Below are 18,752 nucleotides of genomic sequence, written 5' to 3'. Positions count from 1 at the left end.
TGCTCAGGCAGCGGCGAGATCGAGGGTGACCGATAGCGGGTAGTGGTCGGACGCCGATTCCGCCTCGTCGCCGCGGATCACCCGCGCGCCGGTGGCCCGCGCCGCCAGCTCCGGGCGGGCCAGCAGGTAGTCCAGGCGCATGCCCGCGTTGGAGAACTCGTGGCCGCCGCCCTTGCTGGTGGGCACGGTGAGGCCGTCGCCCGACCCGGCCCGGCGCCAGAGGTCCTCGAAGCCCGCCGCGGCGAACGCGGCGACGGCCCGGGTGTCCGGCTGCCCGTCCTTGCCCAGGTGCCGGCGCCGGTACAGCTCCGGCAGGCGGGCGAGGCGCTCGGTGTGACCGGTGTCCGGGTCGAGCGAGTTGAGGTCGCCGGCGATCAGTGTCAGCGGTTCCCGGAAGCGGTGGGCCAGCCAGCGTGCCTCCCGCAGCCGCCGGTACGGCCGGAACGGGTTGAGGTGCGTGCTGACCACGGTGAGCGGGCCGGCACCGGTCGGCACGGTCGCGGCCGCGGCGGCGTGGTGCAACCGCCAGCGCACCGCCGACCGGCCGGTGACCGTCAGCGGCGGCCGGACCAGCACCGCGACCGGTTGTCCCCACGCCGAGGGGGCGAGGACCGCGGTCATGCCGAGCGCGCCGGCGACCTCGGCCATCCGCCGGCCGTCGTGCCGCTGGAAGTCGCGCAGCTCCTGCAGCGCCGCGATGTCGGGCCGCTCCCGGGCCAGCAGCGCGACCACCGCGTCGAGCCGGCCCCCGGATCCGCCGGTCTTGATGTTCCAGGTGAGCAGCTTGAGCGTCACCGCGACGACACCGGGGCGGTCCGGAGCAGATCGCCGTCCACGTCACCGGTGGTCAGCTCGCCCGGGTCGGCCTCGTTGCCCTCGGTCACGTCGGCGTTGGGCTTGAGGACCCACCACAGCAGCGTGATCCAGCAGGCGGTGAGCACGGCCGCGCCGAACACGTCGGTCGGGTGGTGCATCCCGCGGTACATCCGCGACAGTGCCACCCCGGTCGGCATGATCACCGCGAGAGCGACGAACAGCCACCGCCACCAGGCCCGGACCCGGGGCAGCATCAGGACCGCGATCGCCACGTACAGGCACATGGTCGCCGCGATGTGCCCGGAGGGGAACGACGACGTCGGCATCTGGCCGTCGAGCTGCTCGGCCTCGGGCCGGGGGCGCCCGACCGCGGCGGCGGCGCACAGGAACAGCGTGAGCTCGCCGAACATGGCCAGCACCACGAACAGCACCGGGCGCCAGCGCCGCCAGATCGCCAGCACGAGCGGGCAGAACACCAGCGAGACCAGCAGGATCATGTGGGTGTCGCCGGCCTTGCTCCACCCGTAGCTGAAGTCGTCGAGCGCGGGCGTGCGGAACGTCTGCAGCCACTGCACGAAGCCGTCGTCGGCGGAACCGAGCGGGTTGTGGTGGGTGAAGATCCAGCCCAGGCCGTACAGCAGGCCGAAGATGAGGGTCCAGCCGACCAGGATCTCGGCGGCGCCGGCCCACGGGTGCGGCAGCACGTGCTCCTCGTCGGGCGCGGGCTTCACGTCGTGCGCGGCCTCCGGTTCGAGACCGTCACTCAGCGGCGGCACGCTCTGGCCGGTCTCCCGGCGCCAGACCCGGAACGCGTACGCGGTGACACCCAGCCACGCCGCCCCGAGCAGCCACCCGGCCAGCACGTCGGACAGGAAGTGCACGCCCAGCGAGATCCGGGTGAAGCCGATCGCCACGATGATCAGGCCGACGAAGCCGATCGCGACCTTGCGCCACCGCGGCGGCACGGCCGGGAGGAAGACGAGCAGCAACGCACCGTACGCGACCATGGAGCCCAGGGCGTGCCCGCTCGGGAAGCTGTTGCCGGGTGCGGTCGCCACCGGCACGTCCACGACCGGCCGCAGGCGTCCGACCAGGGTCTTGAGCGAGGGATCGAGCAGCAGCGCGCCGACGCCGGTGACGATCAGATACACCGCGAGGCGGGTGCGGCGCCGGATCAGCAGGAGCACGACGGCGACGGTCACCAGCCAGATCATGATGGTACGGCCGCCGAGCTGCGCGATCGCCTTCAGCACCGTCACCACCGGCGGGTGCGGCGCGACCCAGTCGTTGATGCTCTGGGCCACCGCGTGGTCCAGTCGCTGCAGCGGGCTCCAGTGGAACCGCACGAGCAGCAGGAGCAGCCCGAACCCGAGCCCGACCGCCACGACGGCGGCCAGGCCGAGCACGCTGCGCTCGGTGAAGTGACGCAGGGGTCCCCAGCCGGCCCGCTTGTGCACCCGGCCGTCATCGGTTCCGGTCGGTGTATCGGTCATCATCGCTCCCGCTGCTTGGTGGCAGGCGGGTGTTACCCGGTCGGCTCGGCGCTCACACCGGGTTCACGCTGAGTGGGCACAGATCCGTCATCGCGGTCCTTCGCGGCGGCTTTCTCCGCGGCCTTCTCGGCTTTCTTCTCCTCCCGCTCCCGGGCGCGTTCCGAGCGGGCCTTCTCCGCGGCGGGCACGAAGTCGGTGGGCAGCGTGCCCGGATCGTCGTCCGGATCCCAGCGGTCCTCCTGGGCGGGCCGGATCACGCCGACCCGCTGCGCCTCGAGCTGCGCCGCGAACGCCAGCCCGATGAAGATCGCGATGCCGGTGAGGTTGGCCCAGAGCAGCAGCGCCATGATCGCGGTGAGCGGCCCGTACGTGGCGCCGAACCCGTCACTGGCCAGGATGTACCCGGCGAGCGCGAGGCTCGCGAGCCACCACAGGATCGTGGACAGCACCGCGCCGAACAGCAACCAGGTGAGCCCGGGCTGCCGCCGGCGTGGGGAGTGCCGGAAGATCAGCCCGACCGGGAACACGATCAGCGCCAGGCTCAGCGGCCAGCGCACCACGTCCCAGGTCAGCTGCCAGCCTTCACCCCACCCCGACGTACGGGCTATGGACTCACCCGTCACGTGCCCGGCGACCAGCAGCAGGAACCCGAACAGCGCGGGCAGCCCGGCGAAGACGGCGAGCACCGCGGCGCGGGCGTACTTGGGCAGCGCCTTACGGTCCCGCTCGACGCCGTAGATCCGGTTGGCCCCGCGCTCGATCTGCGCCATCGCCTGGGTCAGCGCGATCAGGCCGGTGATCAGACCGAGCGTCAGCGCCAGCTCCCCGGCGTCCTCGGTGCGGTCGTCGTCGTTGAGCAGGTCCCGCACCAGCGGCTCGCTCGCCCCCGGCGTCATCGCGATGACCGTGTCGGCCACCACCTGACCGCCCTCCTCGGCGCCCAGGTCGGTGGCCAGACCCGAGAGTGCGATGAGGAACGGCACGATCGCGAGACACAGCTGCAGTGCGAGCGCGCGGGCATGGCTGAATCCGTCGCCGTACCGGAACCGGATGAACGCGTCCCGCAGCAGCGGCAACCGTCCGTAATGCCGCAGGGCGAGGAAGGCGTCGTCCGCCGACAGCTCGTCGCCCGGCATCATCCGGGTCTCGGGTACGGGCTCGGTGCTGCTCACTCGGCCTCCTTTGCCGCCGCGCGCACCTCCTCCGCTGCACGGTCGGCGGCGGAGGCGTCGTAGGCCAGGTCGGGGTCGCTGTCCGGCTGCGGGACGCAGAGCAGCAGCGCGCGGTGGCGTACCCCGATCGACATGCTCTTGCCCGCCTCGATGAGGTCACCGTCGAGCTGGCGGGGCTGCGGGCGGGCACTGCGGATCTCGACCCGCTCGGCGGTGTAGGTCTCCATCCGGGGCACCCGGTCCTGCCGCCGGACCACGGCCCAGCCCAGCGCCGCCCAGTGCGCGAGGGTGCGCGGGCTCAGGATGGCGACGTCGAGCTTGCCGTCGGCCGGGTCGGCGTCACTGAGCAGGCGCACGCCACCCTGGAGCCGGCCCACGTTGCCGACGATCACCGAGCGGGGGCGGCGGTGCAGCGGGGGCTTGCCGTCCAGCGAGATGAGCACCCGCATCGGCTTGTCCCGGATGTACTTGAGCGCGCCACCCACGTACGCGATCCAGCCGATGTGCTTCTTGGCGGTCTCGGACGTGCCCTCGAGCATCTGCGCGTCGAAGCCCATGCCGGCCATCACCGCGAAGCACTGCTCCCCGACGACCCCGACGTCGATGCGGCGCCGGCCCCCGTCGAGGGCCACCTGCACGCCGGTCGCGGCATCGGTGGACAGGCCCAGGTTGGCGGCGAGCAGGTTGCCGGTGCCGGCGGGCAGCACGGCGAGCGCGACGTCGGTGCCCGCCAGCGCGGTGACCACCGCCATGACCGTGCCATCGCCGCCGCTGACGAAGACGAGCTCGGCGCCGTCCTTGACGGCCTGGGCCGCCTGACCTTGACCGGCGTCCTCCGGGGTGGTTTCCAGCCACATCGGCTCGGGCCAGCCCTGGGTGGCGAGGCCTTCCACGATGGTGCGGCGCAGTAGATCGAGGTCGGGAACCTTGACGGGATTGACGACGACGGCGGAACGGGGTCCAGTCACGGCGTCAGTGTGCCCGAACCGGTTGCTTTCCACACCCCAGGGGAAAGACGGTGAGCGTGATGACATCCCGTACGGTTGAGCGGTGAGCGAGATCAGTGTCACCTGGTGGGGGCACAGCACGACATGGCTGGCCGACTCGGGGACGACACTGCTCACCGACCCGCTGATGACCGACCGCCTGTTCCATCTGCGGCGCGCGCTCGGCGACCGGCCCACCCTGCCCACCGCCCCCGACGCGGTGCTGATCTCGCACCTGCACGCGGACCACTTCCACCTGCCGTCGCTCAAGGCCGTCCCCGGCGAGGCGCAGCTCATCGTGCCCCGCGGGGCGGCGGCCTTCGTGGCGAAAGGGCTCGGCCGGGGGTACGCGGACAGGTGTGTCGAACTCGTCCCCGGTGAGAAGACCACCGTCGGGGAGTTGACAGTGCACGCCGTCCCGGCCGCCCACGACGGTGGGCGTGGCGCCTGGTCCCGGATGCGCTCCGAGGCCATGGGCTTCATCGTCGAGGGCGCCGGCCGCACCTGGTTCGGCGGTGACACCGGCCTGTTCGACGCCATGTCCGGGTTCGGGCCGCTCGACCTGGCCCTGATCCCGGTCGGCGGCTGGGGGCCGACACTGGGCGCCGAGGGCCACCTCGACGCCGAGGACGGCGCCGAGGCGCTGCGCCGGGTGAAGGCGGCCTGGGCGGTCCCGGTCCACTACGGCACGTTCTGGCCGATGGGCATGGGCCGCATCCGGCCGTACATGTTCAGCGGTCCGGGCAAGGAATTCGCCCGCCACGCCGCGAAGCTCGCCCCCGGCGCCGAGGTCCGCGTCCTCGCCCACGGCGAGACCCTGACGATCGAGCCGGCCGCGTGACCGAGCTCGCGACCCTCGGCTGGCTCCTGCTCGTGGTGGCGTTCGGCGCGATCGTGCCGATCGTCCCGACCGGCGCCGCGGTCAGCGGAGCCGCGGCCCTGGCGTTCCACACCAACCCGCTGCTGATCGTGCTGACCATCGCGGCCGGCGCGGCCGGCGCCTACGCCGGTGACCTGGTCATGTACGCGATGTGCCGCGCGGGCGGCGAGAGCCTCGCCCGCCGGCTGCGCTGGCTGCGCGACGAGGAACACCTGGCCTCGGTCAAGGAACGCCTGCATCGCAGCCAGATCCCGGTGCTGCTGGTCTCCCGGCTGCTCCCGGGCGGCCGGGTGCCGGTCCTGCTGGCGGCCGCGTTCCTGGGCCTGAGCTGGCGCACGTTCGTGGTCGCCAACCTGCCGGCCTGCGTGCTGTGGTCGACCGTGTACGCGGGCATCGGCGTCGCCGGCGGCTCGATCTTCCCCGAGCCCTGGCAGGGCGTGGTCGCCGCGCTCATCCTGGTGCTGATCGTGAGCCAGATCGTGAGCCTGGTCAGCAAGCGCCGGGCCGCCCAGGAGGAGAAGGCTTAGTACTTCAGGTATTGCCGAGTCAGTTTGGCGACTTTCTCGACGAGCGTGATGCCACCCTCCATCGACTGGTTGTCGTGGGAGAGGACCGCCACCGAGACGTCGGTATCGCCGTCCGCGGAGATCACCCGGCCCACCGTGTTGACGACCCAGAGCCCGTTGTCGGCCGTACGGGTGTCCCAGCCGTTCTTGACCGTCGTGGTCTCCCCCGCCTTGCCGACCGACGGCACGCCCCAGTCCTGGGCGTCGTCGACGGTGTTCATCAGCGTGAACGCCGTCTTGCGGGACGACTTGTCGAGCTCACTGTCGTCGTCGACCAGATCGGAGAGCAGTTTCACCTGGTCGTTGACGGTCGTCTTGGTCAGGCCCCAGGAACTGCTGACGGTGGTCTCGGTCAGGCCGAGACGCTTGTTGCACTTGCTGATCGCGGTGCGCCCGCCGAGCCGGCTGAACAGCGATGTGGTGGCATTGTTGTCGCTGAGCCGGATCATGGGCCGGGCCAGCGCCATCTCGCCCGACGTCGGGTCGCGGTCGGCGTCCTGGGCCTTGAGCAGCATGCAGGCCAGCACCTGGACCTTCACGATGCTCGCCGTGTCGTACTCGGCCGAGCCACGATAGGCGTACGTCGCGCCGGTCTTCTTGTCGAGCACGGCGACCGAGAAGTCGGGAGCGGTCTTCGCCACCTTCTTCAGGGCGGCGTCGAGCTGCTTGACCTGCTTGGCGCGTGCCGCCGCGGCCAGCTCTTCGGGCGTGGGGCCGGTCGGGGTCGGCGATGCGGTGGGTGACCTGGTGGCACTACCCAGAGTCAGCGATCCGGGGAGCAGGCCTCCGCCGGCGCCGCCGGTGTCCTCCCGCATGCCGAGTGCGATCAGGCCCCCGCCGCCCAGAATCACCACTGCCGCCACAGCGAAAATTGCTAATCGGTAACGAGGCACCCCTGCATAGTGCCGTGCCCGGGGCCGGTTCTCAAAACAACCCACTCTGGGCTTAAGGGTGACCACAGTTAGTGATGGCGGAGCCGGGGCACAATAGGGCCATGGCCCTGCTCCCGTCACCCTCCGCCCTCGTCGAGATCACCCGGTACGCGGCCGGGCAGGTGGTCGAGACGGTGGCCGCCGTGGCGACCGTGCCGGTGCGGGTGCTGAGCCTGCTGGGCCAGACCGAACTCGTGGTGAGCCGGGTGGCCGTCCTGGCCGACCGCGCCGAGTCCCTCATCGACCGTGTCGAACGCACGATCACCGAAGCCGAACAGGCCGTGGGCGGCGCCAAGGTCGTCCTGGCCGACGCCGGAACGGCCGTCGCGACCGCGAACACCGTGCTGGGCGACGCGCGAACGGCCGTCACCGGCGCGAAGGGCGTCCTCGGCGACGCGGGAACGGCCGTGATCACCGCCAATGTCGTCCTGGGCCAGGCCGGCGAGGCGGTCACCGGCGCGAAGGGCGTCCTGGCCGAGGCGGGCGAGGCCGTGGACGGCGCGCGGGGCGTGCTGGCTGAGGCTGGAGAGGCCGTCAGCGGGGCCAAGGGGGTGCTGGCTGAGGCTGGGGAGGCTGTTGGCGGGGCCAAGGGCGTGCTGGCTGATGCCGGGGAGCTCACCAGCGGCGCCGGGGAGATCGTGCGGAAGGCGGGGGGCACGGCTGATGCGGCCGGGGCCCTGGTGGCCGAGGTCAAGGGCACGTCCGGCACCGCCCGGCGGCTGCTCGACGAGTACACGCCCGCGCTGCATCGGGCCGCTCCGTTGCTGACCCGGTTCGTCGAGGAGCTGACCCCGGAGGAAGTCACCGCCGCCATCAAGATGATCGACACCCTGCCGCGGCTGCGGGAGCACCTCACCGAGGACGTGCTGCCGCTGCTGAACAAGCTTGACCAGGTCGGACCGGATCTGCACTCGCTGCTGGAGGTCACCAACGACCTGCACCTGGCGATCGCCGGGCTGCCCGGGCTCAAGATGCTGCGCCGCCGGGGCGAGGAACGGGTCGCCGAGGAGGACGCCGAGCGGCGTTGAGCCGCGGAATCCGGCAAAAGCGACTAAATTCCAGGGGTGGCGAGAAAGAGCAACAGCGGGTGGTCGCGCCCCTGGTCGGCTTTCTTCGCGGTGATCATCGTGCTCGGCGGGGTGGCGATCTCGCTGGGGTTCGGTGTGCGCCTGCGGGCCGCCCTGGAGCGCAACGCCGACACGCGGATGACGACCGCCAGCACCTCGGTGCGGACCGCGGTCGCCAACGAGCTGGGCCGGTACGCCGATGCCGTACGGCTCAGCGCCGGCGCCCTGCACGCGCTGCCCGAACCGACCGCGAAGGCGTTCGAGAACATCTCCGCCGCGGTCGGTGAGCAGGACCTGTCCGCGATGCGCGCGATGAGCTTCGTCGCGCCCGCCAAGGACGGTATGACCGCACGCTGGCGCGGTCTGGGCGCCACCGACTTCACCCCCGAGACGGCGCCTGAACTGCAAGAACACTTCTACACCGTGTACGCCCGCGGCCTCGGTGACACCGCCGCCCCACCGATCGGCGCGGACCAGGCCGCGGCCCAGCCGTTCCTGGACGCGAGCCGGCTGGCCAAGGAGAACGAGCAGGGGGCCGGCGTCGCGGTGTCCGACGCGTACGTGCGCCTGGCCGACGCCGGGTTGCCGAAAGCGCAGCAGACGCTGTCGTTCGAGGTGGTGGCCCCGGTCGGCGACGACGGTTTTGTGGTGCTGACCATCGGCGCGGCCGAGTTCGTCAGCACGAACCTGACCCGGGCCACCGGTGATCTGCTCGACGCGCAGCTGCTCACCCGCTCCGGCACCGGGGCGCTCACCGAGGTGGCGAGCGTGACGAGCGGCCAGGTCATGGGTTTCCGCCGGGCCGAGAACTTCGTCGCCGGGGAGCGCCAGTGGGTGCTGCGGACCAGCGCGACCTATCAGTCCCTGTTGCCGAACGCCGGCCGTACCGATCTGGTCGTGGTCATCGCCGGGACGACGCTGGCCGTCATGTTCGGCACGCTGATGTATCTGCAGATGTCCTCGACCGCCCGCGCGGAGCGGGAGATCGCCGCCGAGGTGGCCGAGCGGCTGCGCAAGGGTGACCCGGCGACCGAGCAGGGCCGGTTGCTGGGCGCCCTGGCCGCGCAGGAAGCGCTGCTCGGCGGCCTGCTCGCGCCGCCCGGCGAGCCGCATCCCGAGGTGGACCTCCAGGCCGTCGTGGCCGAGGTGGTCGCCGGCCGTCCCGGTGTGACGGTGGCGGAGGACCTGCCCTCGGTACGCGCGGACGCCGCCCTCCTGCGTCACCTGCTGCAGACCATGGTCGTGGACGCCCTGAGCCGGACGCCCGAGGACGAGGAACCGCAGGTCGCGGTCGCGGCGGAGACCGCAGACGACGGCCAGGTCCGGCTGACGGTGCGCAGCGGGGGCACCGAACTCAGCTGCGCGCTGCCGGGCCTCGCCCACCTCGCCGATCAACCGTCCTGAGTCCGCGCGTCTTTACCCGCACTTGACACCCTCGGGGGCAGGGTGGGCGACATGCTTGATCACTTGAGCCGTCGCACCCTGCTCACCGGCGGCGCCACCGCCGCCGCCGTCCTGCTGCTCCCCGGCGCGGCCAACGCCGACTCCGGACTGCCGGGACTCGAGCGGGAGTACGACGCCAGGATCGGTGCCTACGCGCTCGACACCGGGAGCGGGCGCACCGTCGAGCACCGCTCACGGGAGCGGTTCCCGCTGCTCTCCACGTTCAAGGTGCTGGCGGCCGCGGCGGTGCTGCGCCTGGCGCGTACCTGTGATCCGGGTCTGCTCGGTCGCCGGGTGTTCTTCGGCGCCGACGACCTGGTGGCCAACTCCCCCATCACCGAGCAGCACGTCGCCGACGGCATGACCGTCGCGGAGCTGTGCGCGGCCGCGCTCGACCACAGCGACAACACGGCCGGCAACCTGCTGCTGCGCCGGCTCGGCGGCCCGGCCGGCATGACCCGGTACGCCCGCGGCATCGGCGACCCGGTCACCCGGCTCGACCGGTGGGAGACCGACCTCAACATCTGGAACCCGGCCGAGGTGCGCGACACCACCACCGCGGCGGCGATGGGCCGCAACCTGCAGGCCCTCACGCTGGGCACGGCCCTGCACCCGGACGACCGGGCCCGGCTCACCGGCTGGATGCGCGACAACACGACCGGCGGCACCCGGATCCGCGCCGGGCTCCCGTCGATGTGGACGGTCGGCGACAAGACCGGTTCGTCCGACCACTACGGCGCGGCCAACGACATCGCGGTGGTCCACCCACCGACCGGCGCCCCGCTGATCATCGCCGTCTACACCAACCGCAACGACCAGGACATCGCGTACGACAACAAGCTCGTCGCGGCCACGGCTACCGCGCTGGTCCGGGCCCTCGGCCGGCTCTGAGCAACGCCCCGGCGGGATACTCCACCGCGGCCGCGGCCGCGGCAGGGCAAGCCCCAGGTCGGCGACGATGCGTTCGGTCATCGCACCATGGTGGGTGGAACAGGGAATGACCCCGGCGGGGGCCGGGGTCATTCCTTGGTGGGAAGGTGGATCAGGGGAGCGTGACACCGTACGCGCTGATCGGCTCGGCGACCGGCTGGAAGTAGGTGACGCCGCCGGAGGTGCAGTTACCGCTGCCGCCCGAGGTCAGACCATAGGCGATGGTGCCGCGGTACAGCGAGCCGCCGCTGTCGCCCGGCTCGGCGCAGACGGTGGTGCGGATCAGGCCGGAGACCGATCCCTGGGAGTAGTTCACCGTGGCGTTGAGCTGGGTGACCGAACCCGAGCGGATGCCCGTGGTGCTGCCGCGACGGGTGACCGCCGTGCCGACCGCGGGGGTGCCGTACGAGGAGATGGTCTGGGATCCGACCGCGCTGGGGTGCGCGATCGAGGTGTTCGTGTAGCGGACGATGCCGTAGTCGTTGCCCGGGAAGCTGGTGCCCGAGCGGGTGCCCAGCGTCGCCGAACCGTTGGTCCAGGTCGCGCCGGCGTTGGTGCAGTGACCGGCGGTCAGGAAGTAGTACGTGGAGCCGCTGTGCACGTTGAAGCCCAGCGAGCAGCGCGAACCACCGGTGTAGATGGCGTCGCCACCGGAGATGGTGGTCTTGAGCGTGCCACTGGTCTGCTCGAAGCTGGCCTTGTCGCCCAGCTTCGCGACGATCGCCTTGACCGCGGCGAGCTTCGCACCGGTGACCGTCTCGTCGGCGGTGACCAGGATCTTGTTGCTGACCGGGTCGAGGCCGAACGAGGTGCCCGGGGTGGTGAGCGTCGACTTCAGCGTGGCGTCGGCGGCCGCGAGGGCCGCACCGCTGCGGGTCACGTAACGCGGGGTGGCACCGGAAGCGGTGACCGCCGCGGCCGTGGCCGCGTCGGTCACGTTCACGGTCAGCTTGCCGGCCGAGTCGACGTAGGTGCCGGCGGCCTTGGTACCGAACTGGCTGTCCAGCGAGGACGCGAGCTTGGAGGCGGTGACGGAAGCATCGGGTGCGGGGGCGGGGGCGGCCGGGGCGGCGTTCGCGGGTGACGCGAAGGCACTGCCCGCGAGCAGAACGGCGGCCAGGCCGACGATCGGTCGGCCGAGCTTGAAGCCGGGGTTACGCACTGATTTCCTCCCAGGGGGATGGGGGATGCACCGGGCCTCCGATGCATCACGTGCCATCCGTAGTATTGAGAGAATTCGATGCAACCTCAAGGGTCGTTAACCTTGGCCCGATACCCGTCGAATCAGTCTTGAGCTGGTAAAACAGCCATACATAACACCGGGGCTATCACCAAACCGGGATGCTTCAGGCCACCTCGGCGAGCACCGGACCGGGCCGGAGGTCCCCCGCGAGCCGGTGCGCCTGGGCCCGGATCTCGGGCACGGCGGTGGTCTCCCACTGCGTCCCACGACGCAGCGGCCCGATCAGCCACAGCCGCTCGCGCACCCGCCCGTCGGCGGCGATCACCCGGCCGGCCGGGTCGATGGCCAGCCCCAGGTCATGCGGACCGACCTGGGCCTGCCCGCTGTCGAGCAGCGACCGCACCAGCGGCCCCGCGGAGCCGGGAAGCTTGCCGGGCCCGGCACAGTTGACGACGGCGGCATAGTCGGCGAGCCCCGGCCACGCGGCCACCCCGCCCCGGCGGATCTCCAGCAGCCCGGACGACCGCAGCTCCACCACCCGGGCGGCGATCTCCGGGGCCATCCGGTGCCGGTGACACTCCCACGTGCGGGACAGGTGCCGCAGGAAGGCATCCTGCTCGTCGGCGGTGAAAGCCGTCCACAGCCGGTCCAGCGAGGGACGCATCCCGTCCACCACCGCCCGCCAGTCCCCCGACTCCCCCACCGCGGACCGCACCGCCCGCACCACGTCACGCAACGTGGCGCAGTCGTCCAGCGCCGGGGCATGCGGAGGAGCCGCCTCGGCGGTGTGGGTCAGGGGCAGCAGACCCCGCCGGCTGACCGCGACGACGGGAGCGGAGCGCCGCCCGTCCGCGGTCAGCGTCAACGCCGCGTCGACCGCGGTCAGCCCGGTGCCGACCAGCAGCACCGGCCGATCCTGGGGAAGCGCCTCGAGCACCCCCGCCCGCCACGGGTCGTCGATGACATTCGGGTGGTCGAGCCGCTGCCGGACCGGCGCGGGGCCCCCGGTGGCCAGCACGACATGGTCGGCCCGCACGGAACCGCCGCCCTCGAGGACGACCTCGCCGGCGGCCCCGATCCGCTCGGCCCGCCCCTGACGCAGCTGCAGCCGGCCCGGATGTGCGGTCACCGCCTCGTCCAGCACGGCACGCAGATAGCGGCCGTATTCCGCCCGCGGCCGGAACTCGGCCGGAGCGGCACCGGCCCACCGGGCGAAATGCCCCGGATCATCCGCCGCGGCACTCATCGCCCCGGCCCGCGAGTTGAGCACATGCCACGGCTTGGCGGACCCGTAGGCAACCCCGCCACCGGGCTCCCCGGGCTCGATCAGGACAACCCGGTCATCGCTACATCGAAGCAGCTCACGAGCCACCAGAACGCCGGAGCACCCACCCCCGACCACCGCCACAGTCTGCCGCACGGCACCCCTCCTCATCTCCTATCAACACGATAGGCATAACAGGCTTTCGTGACCAGCGACCACGCCGAGACCTACCCCACCCGCCACCCATGATCAACGTTCCACGAGCCGCGCGCCTCACCGGAACCCCCGGGCAAACCCCGCCGGGCCCCCACAAGTTACGCCGGTCCACCCGTTCCGCCATTCCCGCATTCACCATTCACAGCAAAGTAAAGAAAAGGTCAAGTTTGGTGGCCCACCGCCGATACACGCGGCCAAGAAGAAATACGGCGTGAAGAAGGCCGGATTCTGCGCGACCGCCCCGCGTCCATGCCTGGTGCGGCACGGTCGCGGGGCGGCCCGGAACGGCAGCGGGTCAGTGCATGATCACCGGGACGGCGGCCGGCTCGCCCTCGGCGGGGGCCGGGGTGGCCTGGCGCCGGCGGGGCAGGAAGTAGGCCGGGATCAGCGTCGCCAGGACGATCACGAAACCGACCCAGAACGTGGTGCCGAACGAGTCCGCGACGAATTGCAGACCGCGCTCGATGGTGCCCGGCTCGGCCGGGAACTGCTGGGCCACCGCCGGGTTCTGCTCGGCGGCGATCGCGAGCCCGGCCTCGGTGAGCGGGGTCCCCGGAACGAGCGGCGAATCGTTGAGCTCGCTGGTCAGGATGACCGACATGAGGGCCGACCCGACCGAGCCGGCGATCTGCTGCAGAATGTTCAGCAACGTCGACCCGCGGGCCACCTCGTGGTGGGTCAGCGTGCGCAGCGCCGAGGTCATGACCGGCATCATCGTGCCGCCCATCCCCAGACCCATGACAAACAGCGAACCACACAGCAGCAGGTACGACGTGTCGGTCCCGACCTGCGTGAACGTGAAGAATCCGGCCGCGATCAGCAGCAGCGCGAACGGCACCGTCCGGCCCACCGGGATCCGGTCCGCGAGCGTACCCGCGATCGGCATGGTGATCATCGCGCCGAGGCCCTGGGGTGCCATCAGCAGGCCCGCGTGCAGCGTCGACTCACCGCGCACCTGGAGAAAATAGCTGGGGAAGAGCAGGCCCGCGCCCATGAACGCGACCGTGAAGACGGCCAGCGTGACGGTGGCGACCGCCAGGTTACGGTCGCGCAGCAGGCGCAGATCGAGCAGCGGGTGCCGGGGCTTGAACGAGTAGAGGACGAAGCCCACGACCAGGGCGGCGCCGGTCAGCATCGGCAACCACACCTTGGTCTCGGTGAAACTGCCGGCTTCCGGGAGCGACGACACCCCGTACAGGAAAAGTGCCAGACCCGGGGAAAGCATGAGCATGCCGACGACGTCGAATGATTCGGAAGGCTCAGGCTTGTCCTTCGCGAGCGCCCACTGCGCGTAGGCGAGCGCGATGATGCCGATGGGCAGGTTGATCAGGAAGATCCATTGCCAGCCGGCGATGTCGATCAGCCAGCCACCCAGAATCGGACCGCCGATCGGCCCGAGCAGCATCGGAATTCCCAGCACGGCCATCAACCGGCCGATCCGCTGCGGTCCGGCGGCCCGGGTCATGATCGTCATGCCGAGCGGCATCAACATGCCACCACCAAGACCTTGCAACACGCGGTACGCGATGAGTTGCCCGATGGAATCGGCGGTGGCACACAGCACGGAGCCGAGCGTGAAAAGCAGCAGCGCGGCCATGTAAAGGCGCTTGGTGCCGAACCGGTCGGCGGCCCAGCCGGTCAGCGGAATGACCGTGGCCAGGGCCAGCGTGTACCCGGTCATCGTCCACGCGACCCGCGCGTACGAGGCTTCGAACACCGTCTGGAAAGTCGGAAGCGCGACGCTGACAACGGTGACGTCGAGAATCGACATGATCGCGCCGAGCACCACGACGCCGGCGATCTTCAGCACGGCGGCATCAAGCTTGTCCGGTGCCGCCGGGGTCTGAGTGGTCACAGAGATCTCCTGAGGAAGCCGCGGTTGACTCCGGTTCAGCCGCGCGGAAGCGGGTGACCGGGGCAGCCTAGCGAGATCCACCCACCCCCATCTGCCCTTTATCGGATCGGCGAGCGCAGCCCACCGACCCGGACGACCCCATAAGAGTCACCCCCGCACCCACACCCGTTGCCGTACGCGCTCCCACCCGAGCACCGCCGCCCTGCACACCCGCGATTCGCGTGCCCCGCCCCGGGCACCTCGTTCACCCGCCCTTGCTCCGCGCGAGCCGGCGGGCACACCGGCGATGGCAGGGCGGGTTTCGGGGAGGGACTCCCGGCCGAGGCCCGGCGGCCGTTACGGGACCGCGACGACGACCGGGGCGTCGTCGGAGAGGCGGTAGCCGACTCCGTAGACGGTGGCCACCATGTCGGGGTCACCGAGCTTGGTGCGCAGGCGGCTGACGTGGACGTCGACCGTCCGGACCGTGGTGTGGGTGTGGCCCCAGACGTGGCCGAGGAGCTGGTTGCGGGTGAAGACCTGGCGGGGGTGGCGGGCCAGGAAGAGCAGCAGGTCGTACTCGAGGCGGCTCAGGTCCAGCCGGGCACCGTCCAGTGTGGCCGTCCGGGAACGCGGGTCGATGTGCAGGCCGGTCAGGTCCGAGCGGGGGACCACGGCCAGCGGTGCGTCCAGGGCGATGTCCGCTCCCGGGCCGGCCGCCACCACCAGGTCGCGCAGGGCGGCGAGGACCCGTTCGCTCTCCTCGGAACCGGGCGTGCCGAGGGTGATCGTCACGGTGACCGACGAGGAGGTGGCCGGGCGCAGGCGGGTGGTCCGGGGGCGGCCGGCGGGGGCCCGGCGGCCGGGGAGGGATCGGGTGAGATTGAGGTCGGCGACGGCGAGGACGGACATGGTGGGCCTCCGGAGGGTTTCACCGCGGCCGGATCTCGGCGGGCGGTGGAAGGATACTTCTCCCATGTGCGGGATAGGTTTATAAGCGCAAATGACGCACCAGGCGATCATGCAAAAGAGGTCGTGCGGACGGGTCAGGACACCGTCAGGAGGCGCAACACAGGGCGCTCGCACACCGGAGAAGGTCGATGGCGAGGCGGGACGTCAGTCGTACATCGCGCAACTGCATGTCTCCGATCCTTCCCCTGAGAACCCTCGCGGTCGAAACAAAACCAAAGTACGGGAGAAACAAAGCGCCGCCACCCCAAAGGTGACGGCAGACACAAGAACCGGCACCGAGGGCGCGGGGGCAGTGGGCGACGGTGCTGGACCACGGCGGGCGGGGTGCCGCCCGGCGCCGCGGGCAGGACGGCCGCGGCGGTGGTCAGCGAGTGGGGGCATGCCGGAAACTCTGGCGCCTCACGCCATCCCATGTCAATCAATCCCCATAGGTTTACTAGAATATGAGAAGGCGCTTGACCGCAGCCCAGAACTGAAGCAGCGTGGATCCCGTGCCGCTGATCTCCCAGATGCTGGACGGAGGTCGGAGCGCTGAGATCCCGCGGGCCTGACCGGGCCCGCGGACACCGCCCGATCGACGACGCCGTCGGCCCCGGGCGGCACCTCGTCCCGCTCGTGCGGCGGGAGCTCGCCAACCTTGTGGGGGCACGATGACCGACACCACCCTCGTCGACGCCGACCTGTTCCGTTCACTGCTGCGCCGGCACGCCGCCGCCGTTGTCGTGATCACCGCCCCGGGGTCGCCGCCGGCCGGCTTCACGGCCACGTCGTTCACCTCGGTGTCGCTCGACCCGCCGCTGGTCTCGTTCGCCCTCGCGCGGACCGCCTCGGCCTGGCCCGCCGTCCGCGCCGCCGAGACCATCGCGGTGCACGTGCTGACCCGCGAGCAGGAACACGTGGCCCGGACGTTCTCGACCCGGGGCATCGACCGGTTCGCCGCGCACGGGTCGTGGCGGGCCGGGCCGGAGGGGGTTCCCCTGCTCGACGGCGTCCTCGCCACCCTCGTCTGCCGGGTGACGCAGCAGGTGGAGGCCGGTGACCACACCATCGTGCTGGCGACGCCCTCGTTCGGCGAGCACCACTCGGACGCCACCGTGACCCCGCTGGTCTACCACGACGGCAGCTACGCACACCTCAAGCGCACCGCCTGATCAGGAGCATCGTCATGAGTGGAATCGTCGTCGTGTCAGGCAATCCGCGCGCCGGGCCGCGCACCTCCACCCTGGCGGTGGCCGTGGGCACCGCGCTGGGCGGGGCGTCGGAGGTGGTGGAGGTCGGTGCCCTCGGCGCCGGGCTGCTGACCCCGGGCGATCCGGCCACCGCCGACACGGTAGCCGCGATCCAGGACGCCGACGTGCTGGTGGTCGCCACACCCACGTACAAGGGCAGCTACACCGGCATCCTGAAGGTGCTGCTCGACCGGCTCCCGGCCAACGCCCTGGCCGGCAAACGGGCGGTCCCGGTGGCGGTCGCCGGGGTGATCCCCCAGGCCGAGGCGGCAGTGGCCCTGCTGGCCCAGCTCCTCACCGAACTGGGCGCGACCGTGCTGCCGTCCCTGCCGGTGGTCGAGGCCCAGCTCGCGGACGCGGACACGATCGCCGCCAAGTACGCCGCGGGCTGACTGGCACCTCCCTGGCAGGATGATCTGGGGTCGTCGACCCGGTTGCACCCTGAGCAGCGGATCGCCGCCGCCCGGCGCGCCGCGATCAAGACCAAGCTCGACGCGATCATCAGCCACCTCGGCGTCGTGGTCCCCCAGCCATGCTTCCCCGGCGTCGAGCGAGCAGACCGGCTCCGACCTCATGACCGCCGAACTGGCGGCCGACGCCATCGCCGGACCGGCGGCCCGCTAGATCCGGGCACCCTTGTTCAGGTTGCAGCGACGGCAGAGAAGCTGGAGATTGCCCTCGGACGTCGCACCGCCCTTGCTGAGCGGGATGACGTGGTCGAACTCGAGGTAGGCCTCGGCGGCGCATTCGACACACCGGCCGCGGTCCCGGTTCCAGACGGCGCTCTTGATGTGCTGCGGAATCGCCCGGGTGTCTCTCTGGCCCGGGGCCGACAAAATCTGCCGACGGCTGATCCGAGCCGCGGTCTCGATCAGCGCGGCGGTGTATTCGGCATCGCCCACGAGATACTCACCGGTGCCCTTGATCTGGGTCATCTGAAGATGCACGGTATCCGCCGACCGCGCCGTGGCCTGCATGATCTTGGACCAGTTGGTCTCCCAGCCCCCGCGACCGCTGAGAAAGCGAAGCTTCTTGTCGGTGGCGACCAACCGCCCAGGATCCTTCACTGGTCCCGCTTTCAACCATCGGACCGATTGCACCATCGTGTCGAAGTGGCAGGTCTCGTCGATATCCAGGTAGAGGTCGGCGGGTCGCAGCCGGGGAAGCACACCCGACCGGACGGTCCCCAGCACACGCTGCCGATCGAGCCATTGCCGCCGGGAAGCTGCTGCCTGCGGAGGGATCATTAAACTGTGGACAAACCGATCGAACTGCTGGATCTCCTGGTTCGATACGACACCGTCCGCAGCGGCGAACGTCACCAAACGATCGAGGAAACGGACCGACGCGTCCGTGATGGACAGCAGAGCCTCGGCCGGTGGCACACCACACGACGCGGCCTTGCCGAGAATTCCGTCCCAGTGCGGCCCCTCCGGCATTCCCTGATGCAGAACGTACGTCGCATCGTGCCGAAATTCCTTGAGTGCCTCGGTCACCCGGCGCCGGCAGTCCCCACAGCGCCGGTTGCCGGCGAGCCGCCGCATTCCCAGAGGTTGACCGCACAACTCACATCCGCCCGGCGCGGTGCCATTCGGATCCGAGGCCTTCTCATGCCATCGCAGGCCGTCCCACCACAGAATGACGCCCGGCCGTCCGGGAACCTCGTACCAGCCGGGAGGCATCGTTGCCATGCAGTACTCCTCGGAGTCCGTTGTCGTGCCGGTAATGCTCGCAGCGCGAGGACTGACACACGATCGGTCAACGAGTCA

Annotated in this window: 17 protein-coding genes; 7 read left to right on the top strand and 10 right to left on the bottom strand. The window is 71.0% G+C overall.

Going from position 1 to position 18,752, the window contains the following annotated elements:
- Positions 1-3: 3 nt before the first annotated feature.
- From ACIA6A_RS30105 to ACIA6A_RS30090, 4 genes are read right to left on the bottom strand one after another with little or no spacing between them, the layout of a single operon-like run.
- Positions 4-795: an endonuclease/exonuclease/phosphatase family protein gene (locus ACIA6A_RS30105; RefSeq protein ID WP_396101308.1), complete on the bottom strand. Its 792-nt coding sequence runs from the start codon at positions 793-795 to the stop codon at positions 4-6.
- Complete coding sequence (locus tag ACIA6A_RS30100; protein WP_396101307.1) at positions 792-2,309, bottom strand: phosphatase PAP2 family protein; 1,518 nt, start codon at positions 2,307-2,309, stop codon at positions 792-794. Before ACIA6A_RS30100 ends, ACIA6A_RS30105 begins: the two co-directional genes overlap by 4 nt.
- Before the next feature lie 32 nt (positions 2,310-2,341).
- Entirely contained in the window at positions 2,342-3,481 is a 1,140-nt protein-coding gene (locus ACIA6A_RS30095; protein WP_396101306.1) for a YihY/virulence factor BrkB family protein, read from the bottom strand.
- Positions 3,478-4,449: a diacylglycerol/lipid kinase family protein gene (locus ACIA6A_RS30090; RefSeq protein ID WP_396101304.1), complete on the bottom strand. Its 972-nt coding sequence runs from the start codon at positions 4,447-4,449 to the stop codon at positions 3,478-3,480. The genes ACIA6A_RS30095 and ACIA6A_RS30090 overlap by 4 nt, the downstream gene beginning before the upstream one ends.
- 82 nt (positions 4,450-4,531) lie before the next feature.
- On the opposite strand from ACIA6A_RS30090, the gene ACIA6A_RS30085 reads away from it, so the two are divergent.
- Both ACIA6A_RS30085 and ACIA6A_RS30080 read left to right on the top strand, forming a co-directional pair.
- A complete protein-coding gene (locus tag ACIA6A_RS30085) occupies positions 4,532-5,308 on the top strand; it encodes an MBL fold metallo-hydrolase (RefSeq protein ID WP_396101303.1) in 777 nt (258 codons plus the stop codon).
- Positions 5,305-5,874, top strand: a complete 570-nt coding sequence (locus ACIA6A_RS30080) for a DedA family protein (protein ID WP_396101302.1) — start codon at positions 5,305-5,307, stop codon at positions 5,872-5,874. Before ACIA6A_RS30085 ends, ACIA6A_RS30080 begins: the two co-directional genes overlap by 4 nt.
- On the opposite strand, the gene ACIA6A_RS30075 is transcribed toward ACIA6A_RS30080, so the two are convergent.
- A complete protein-coding gene (locus tag ACIA6A_RS30075) occupies positions 5,871-6,776 on the bottom strand; it encodes a serine hydrolase (RefSeq protein WP_396101301.1) in 906 nt (301 codons plus the stop codon). The genes ACIA6A_RS30080 and ACIA6A_RS30075 overlap by 4 nt on opposite strands.
- A 131-nt stretch (positions 6,777-6,907) precedes the next feature.
- Here ACIA6A_RS30075 and ACIA6A_RS30070 point away from each other — a divergent pair, with 131 nt between their 5' ends.
- From ACIA6A_RS30070 to bla, 3 genes are read left to right on the top strand one after another with little or no spacing between them, the layout of a single operon-like run.
- On the top strand, positions 6,908-7,873 hold the full coding sequence (locus tag ACIA6A_RS30070; RefSeq protein ID WP_396101300.1) for a hypothetical protein: 966 nt from the start codon (positions 6,908-6,910) through the stop codon (positions 7,871-7,873).
- Between the two features lie 36 nt (positions 7,874-7,909).
- Positions 7,910-9,316, top strand: coding sequence for a hypothetical protein (locus tag ACIA6A_RS30065; RefSeq protein ID WP_396101299.1), 1,407 nt, complete (start codon positions 7,910-7,912; stop codon positions 9,314-9,316).
- Positions 9,317-9,367: 51 nt separating this feature from the next.
- On the top strand, positions 9,368-10,246 hold the full coding sequence (gene bla, locus ACIA6A_RS30060) for a class A beta-lactamase (protein ID WP_396101298.1): 879 nt from the start codon (positions 9,368-9,370) through the stop codon (positions 10,244-10,246).
- A 151-nt stretch (positions 10,247-10,397) separates the two neighbouring features.
- Here the strand turns inward: bla and ACIA6A_RS30055 are convergent, their stop codons facing one another.
- The 4 genes from ACIA6A_RS30055 to ACIA6A_RS30040 all read right to left on the bottom strand — a co-directional run bounded on the left by ACIA6A_RS30055 (position 10,398) and on the right by ACIA6A_RS30040 (position 15,694).
- Positions 10,398-11,447 carry a S1 family peptidase gene (locus ACIA6A_RS30055; protein WP_396101297.1) on the bottom strand — a complete coding sequence of 350 codons (1,050 nt, stop codon included), beginning with the start codon at positions 11,445-11,447 and terminating at the stop codon, positions 10,398-10,400.
- Between the two features lie 184 nt (positions 11,448-11,631).
- A complete protein-coding gene (locus ACIA6A_RS30050; RefSeq protein WP_396101296.1) occupies positions 11,632-12,903 on the bottom strand; it encodes an FAD/NAD(P)-binding protein in 1,272 nt (423 codons plus the stop codon).
- A 340-nt stretch (positions 12,904-13,243) separates the two neighbouring features.
- Positions 13,244-14,803, bottom strand: coding sequence for a DHA2 family efflux MFS transporter permease subunit (locus ACIA6A_RS30045; RefSeq protein ID WP_396101295.1), 1,560 nt, complete (start codon positions 14,801-14,803; stop codon positions 13,244-13,246).
- A 336-nt stretch (positions 14,804-15,139) separates the two neighbouring features.
- Positions 15,140-15,694 (bottom strand): winged helix-turn-helix domain-containing protein, encoded by a 555-nt coding sequence (locus tag ACIA6A_RS30040; protein ID WP_396101294.1) that lies wholly within the window; start codon positions 15,692-15,694, stop codon positions 15,140-15,142.
- Positions 15,695-16,404: 710 nt separating this feature from the next.
- On the opposite strand from ACIA6A_RS30040, the gene ACIA6A_RS30035 reads away from it, so the two are divergent.
- Positions 16,405-16,905 carry a flavin reductase family protein gene (locus ACIA6A_RS30035; protein ID WP_396101293.1) on the top strand — a complete coding sequence of 167 codons (501 nt, stop codon included), beginning with the start codon at positions 16,405-16,407 and terminating at the stop codon, positions 16,903-16,905.
- Between the two features lie 14 nt (positions 16,906-16,919).
- Positions 16,920-17,375 carry an NADPH-dependent FMN reductase gene (locus tag ACIA6A_RS30030; protein WP_396101292.1) on the top strand — a complete coding sequence of 152 codons (456 nt, stop codon included), beginning with the start codon at positions 16,920-16,922 and terminating at the stop codon, positions 17,373-17,375.
- A gap of 228 nt (positions 17,376-17,603) precedes the next feature.
- Here ACIA6A_RS30030 and ACIA6A_RS30025 read toward each other — a convergent pair whose 3' ends face one another.
- The gene (locus ACIA6A_RS30025; RefSeq protein WP_396101291.1) at positions 17,604-18,674 is read right to left on the bottom strand and encodes an HNH endonuclease; all 1,071 of its coding nucleotides are present in this window, start codon (positions 18,672-18,674) and stop codon (positions 17,604-17,606) included.
- Positions 18,675-18,752: the final 78 nt, after the last annotated feature.

The organism is Actinoplanes sp. NPDC051494 (assembly GCF_044454705.1).
GTDB lineage: Bacteria > Actinomycetota > Actinomycetes > Mycobacteriales > Micromonosporaceae > Actinoplanes.
This window is presented reverse-complemented; position numbering and strand designations above follow the sequence as displayed.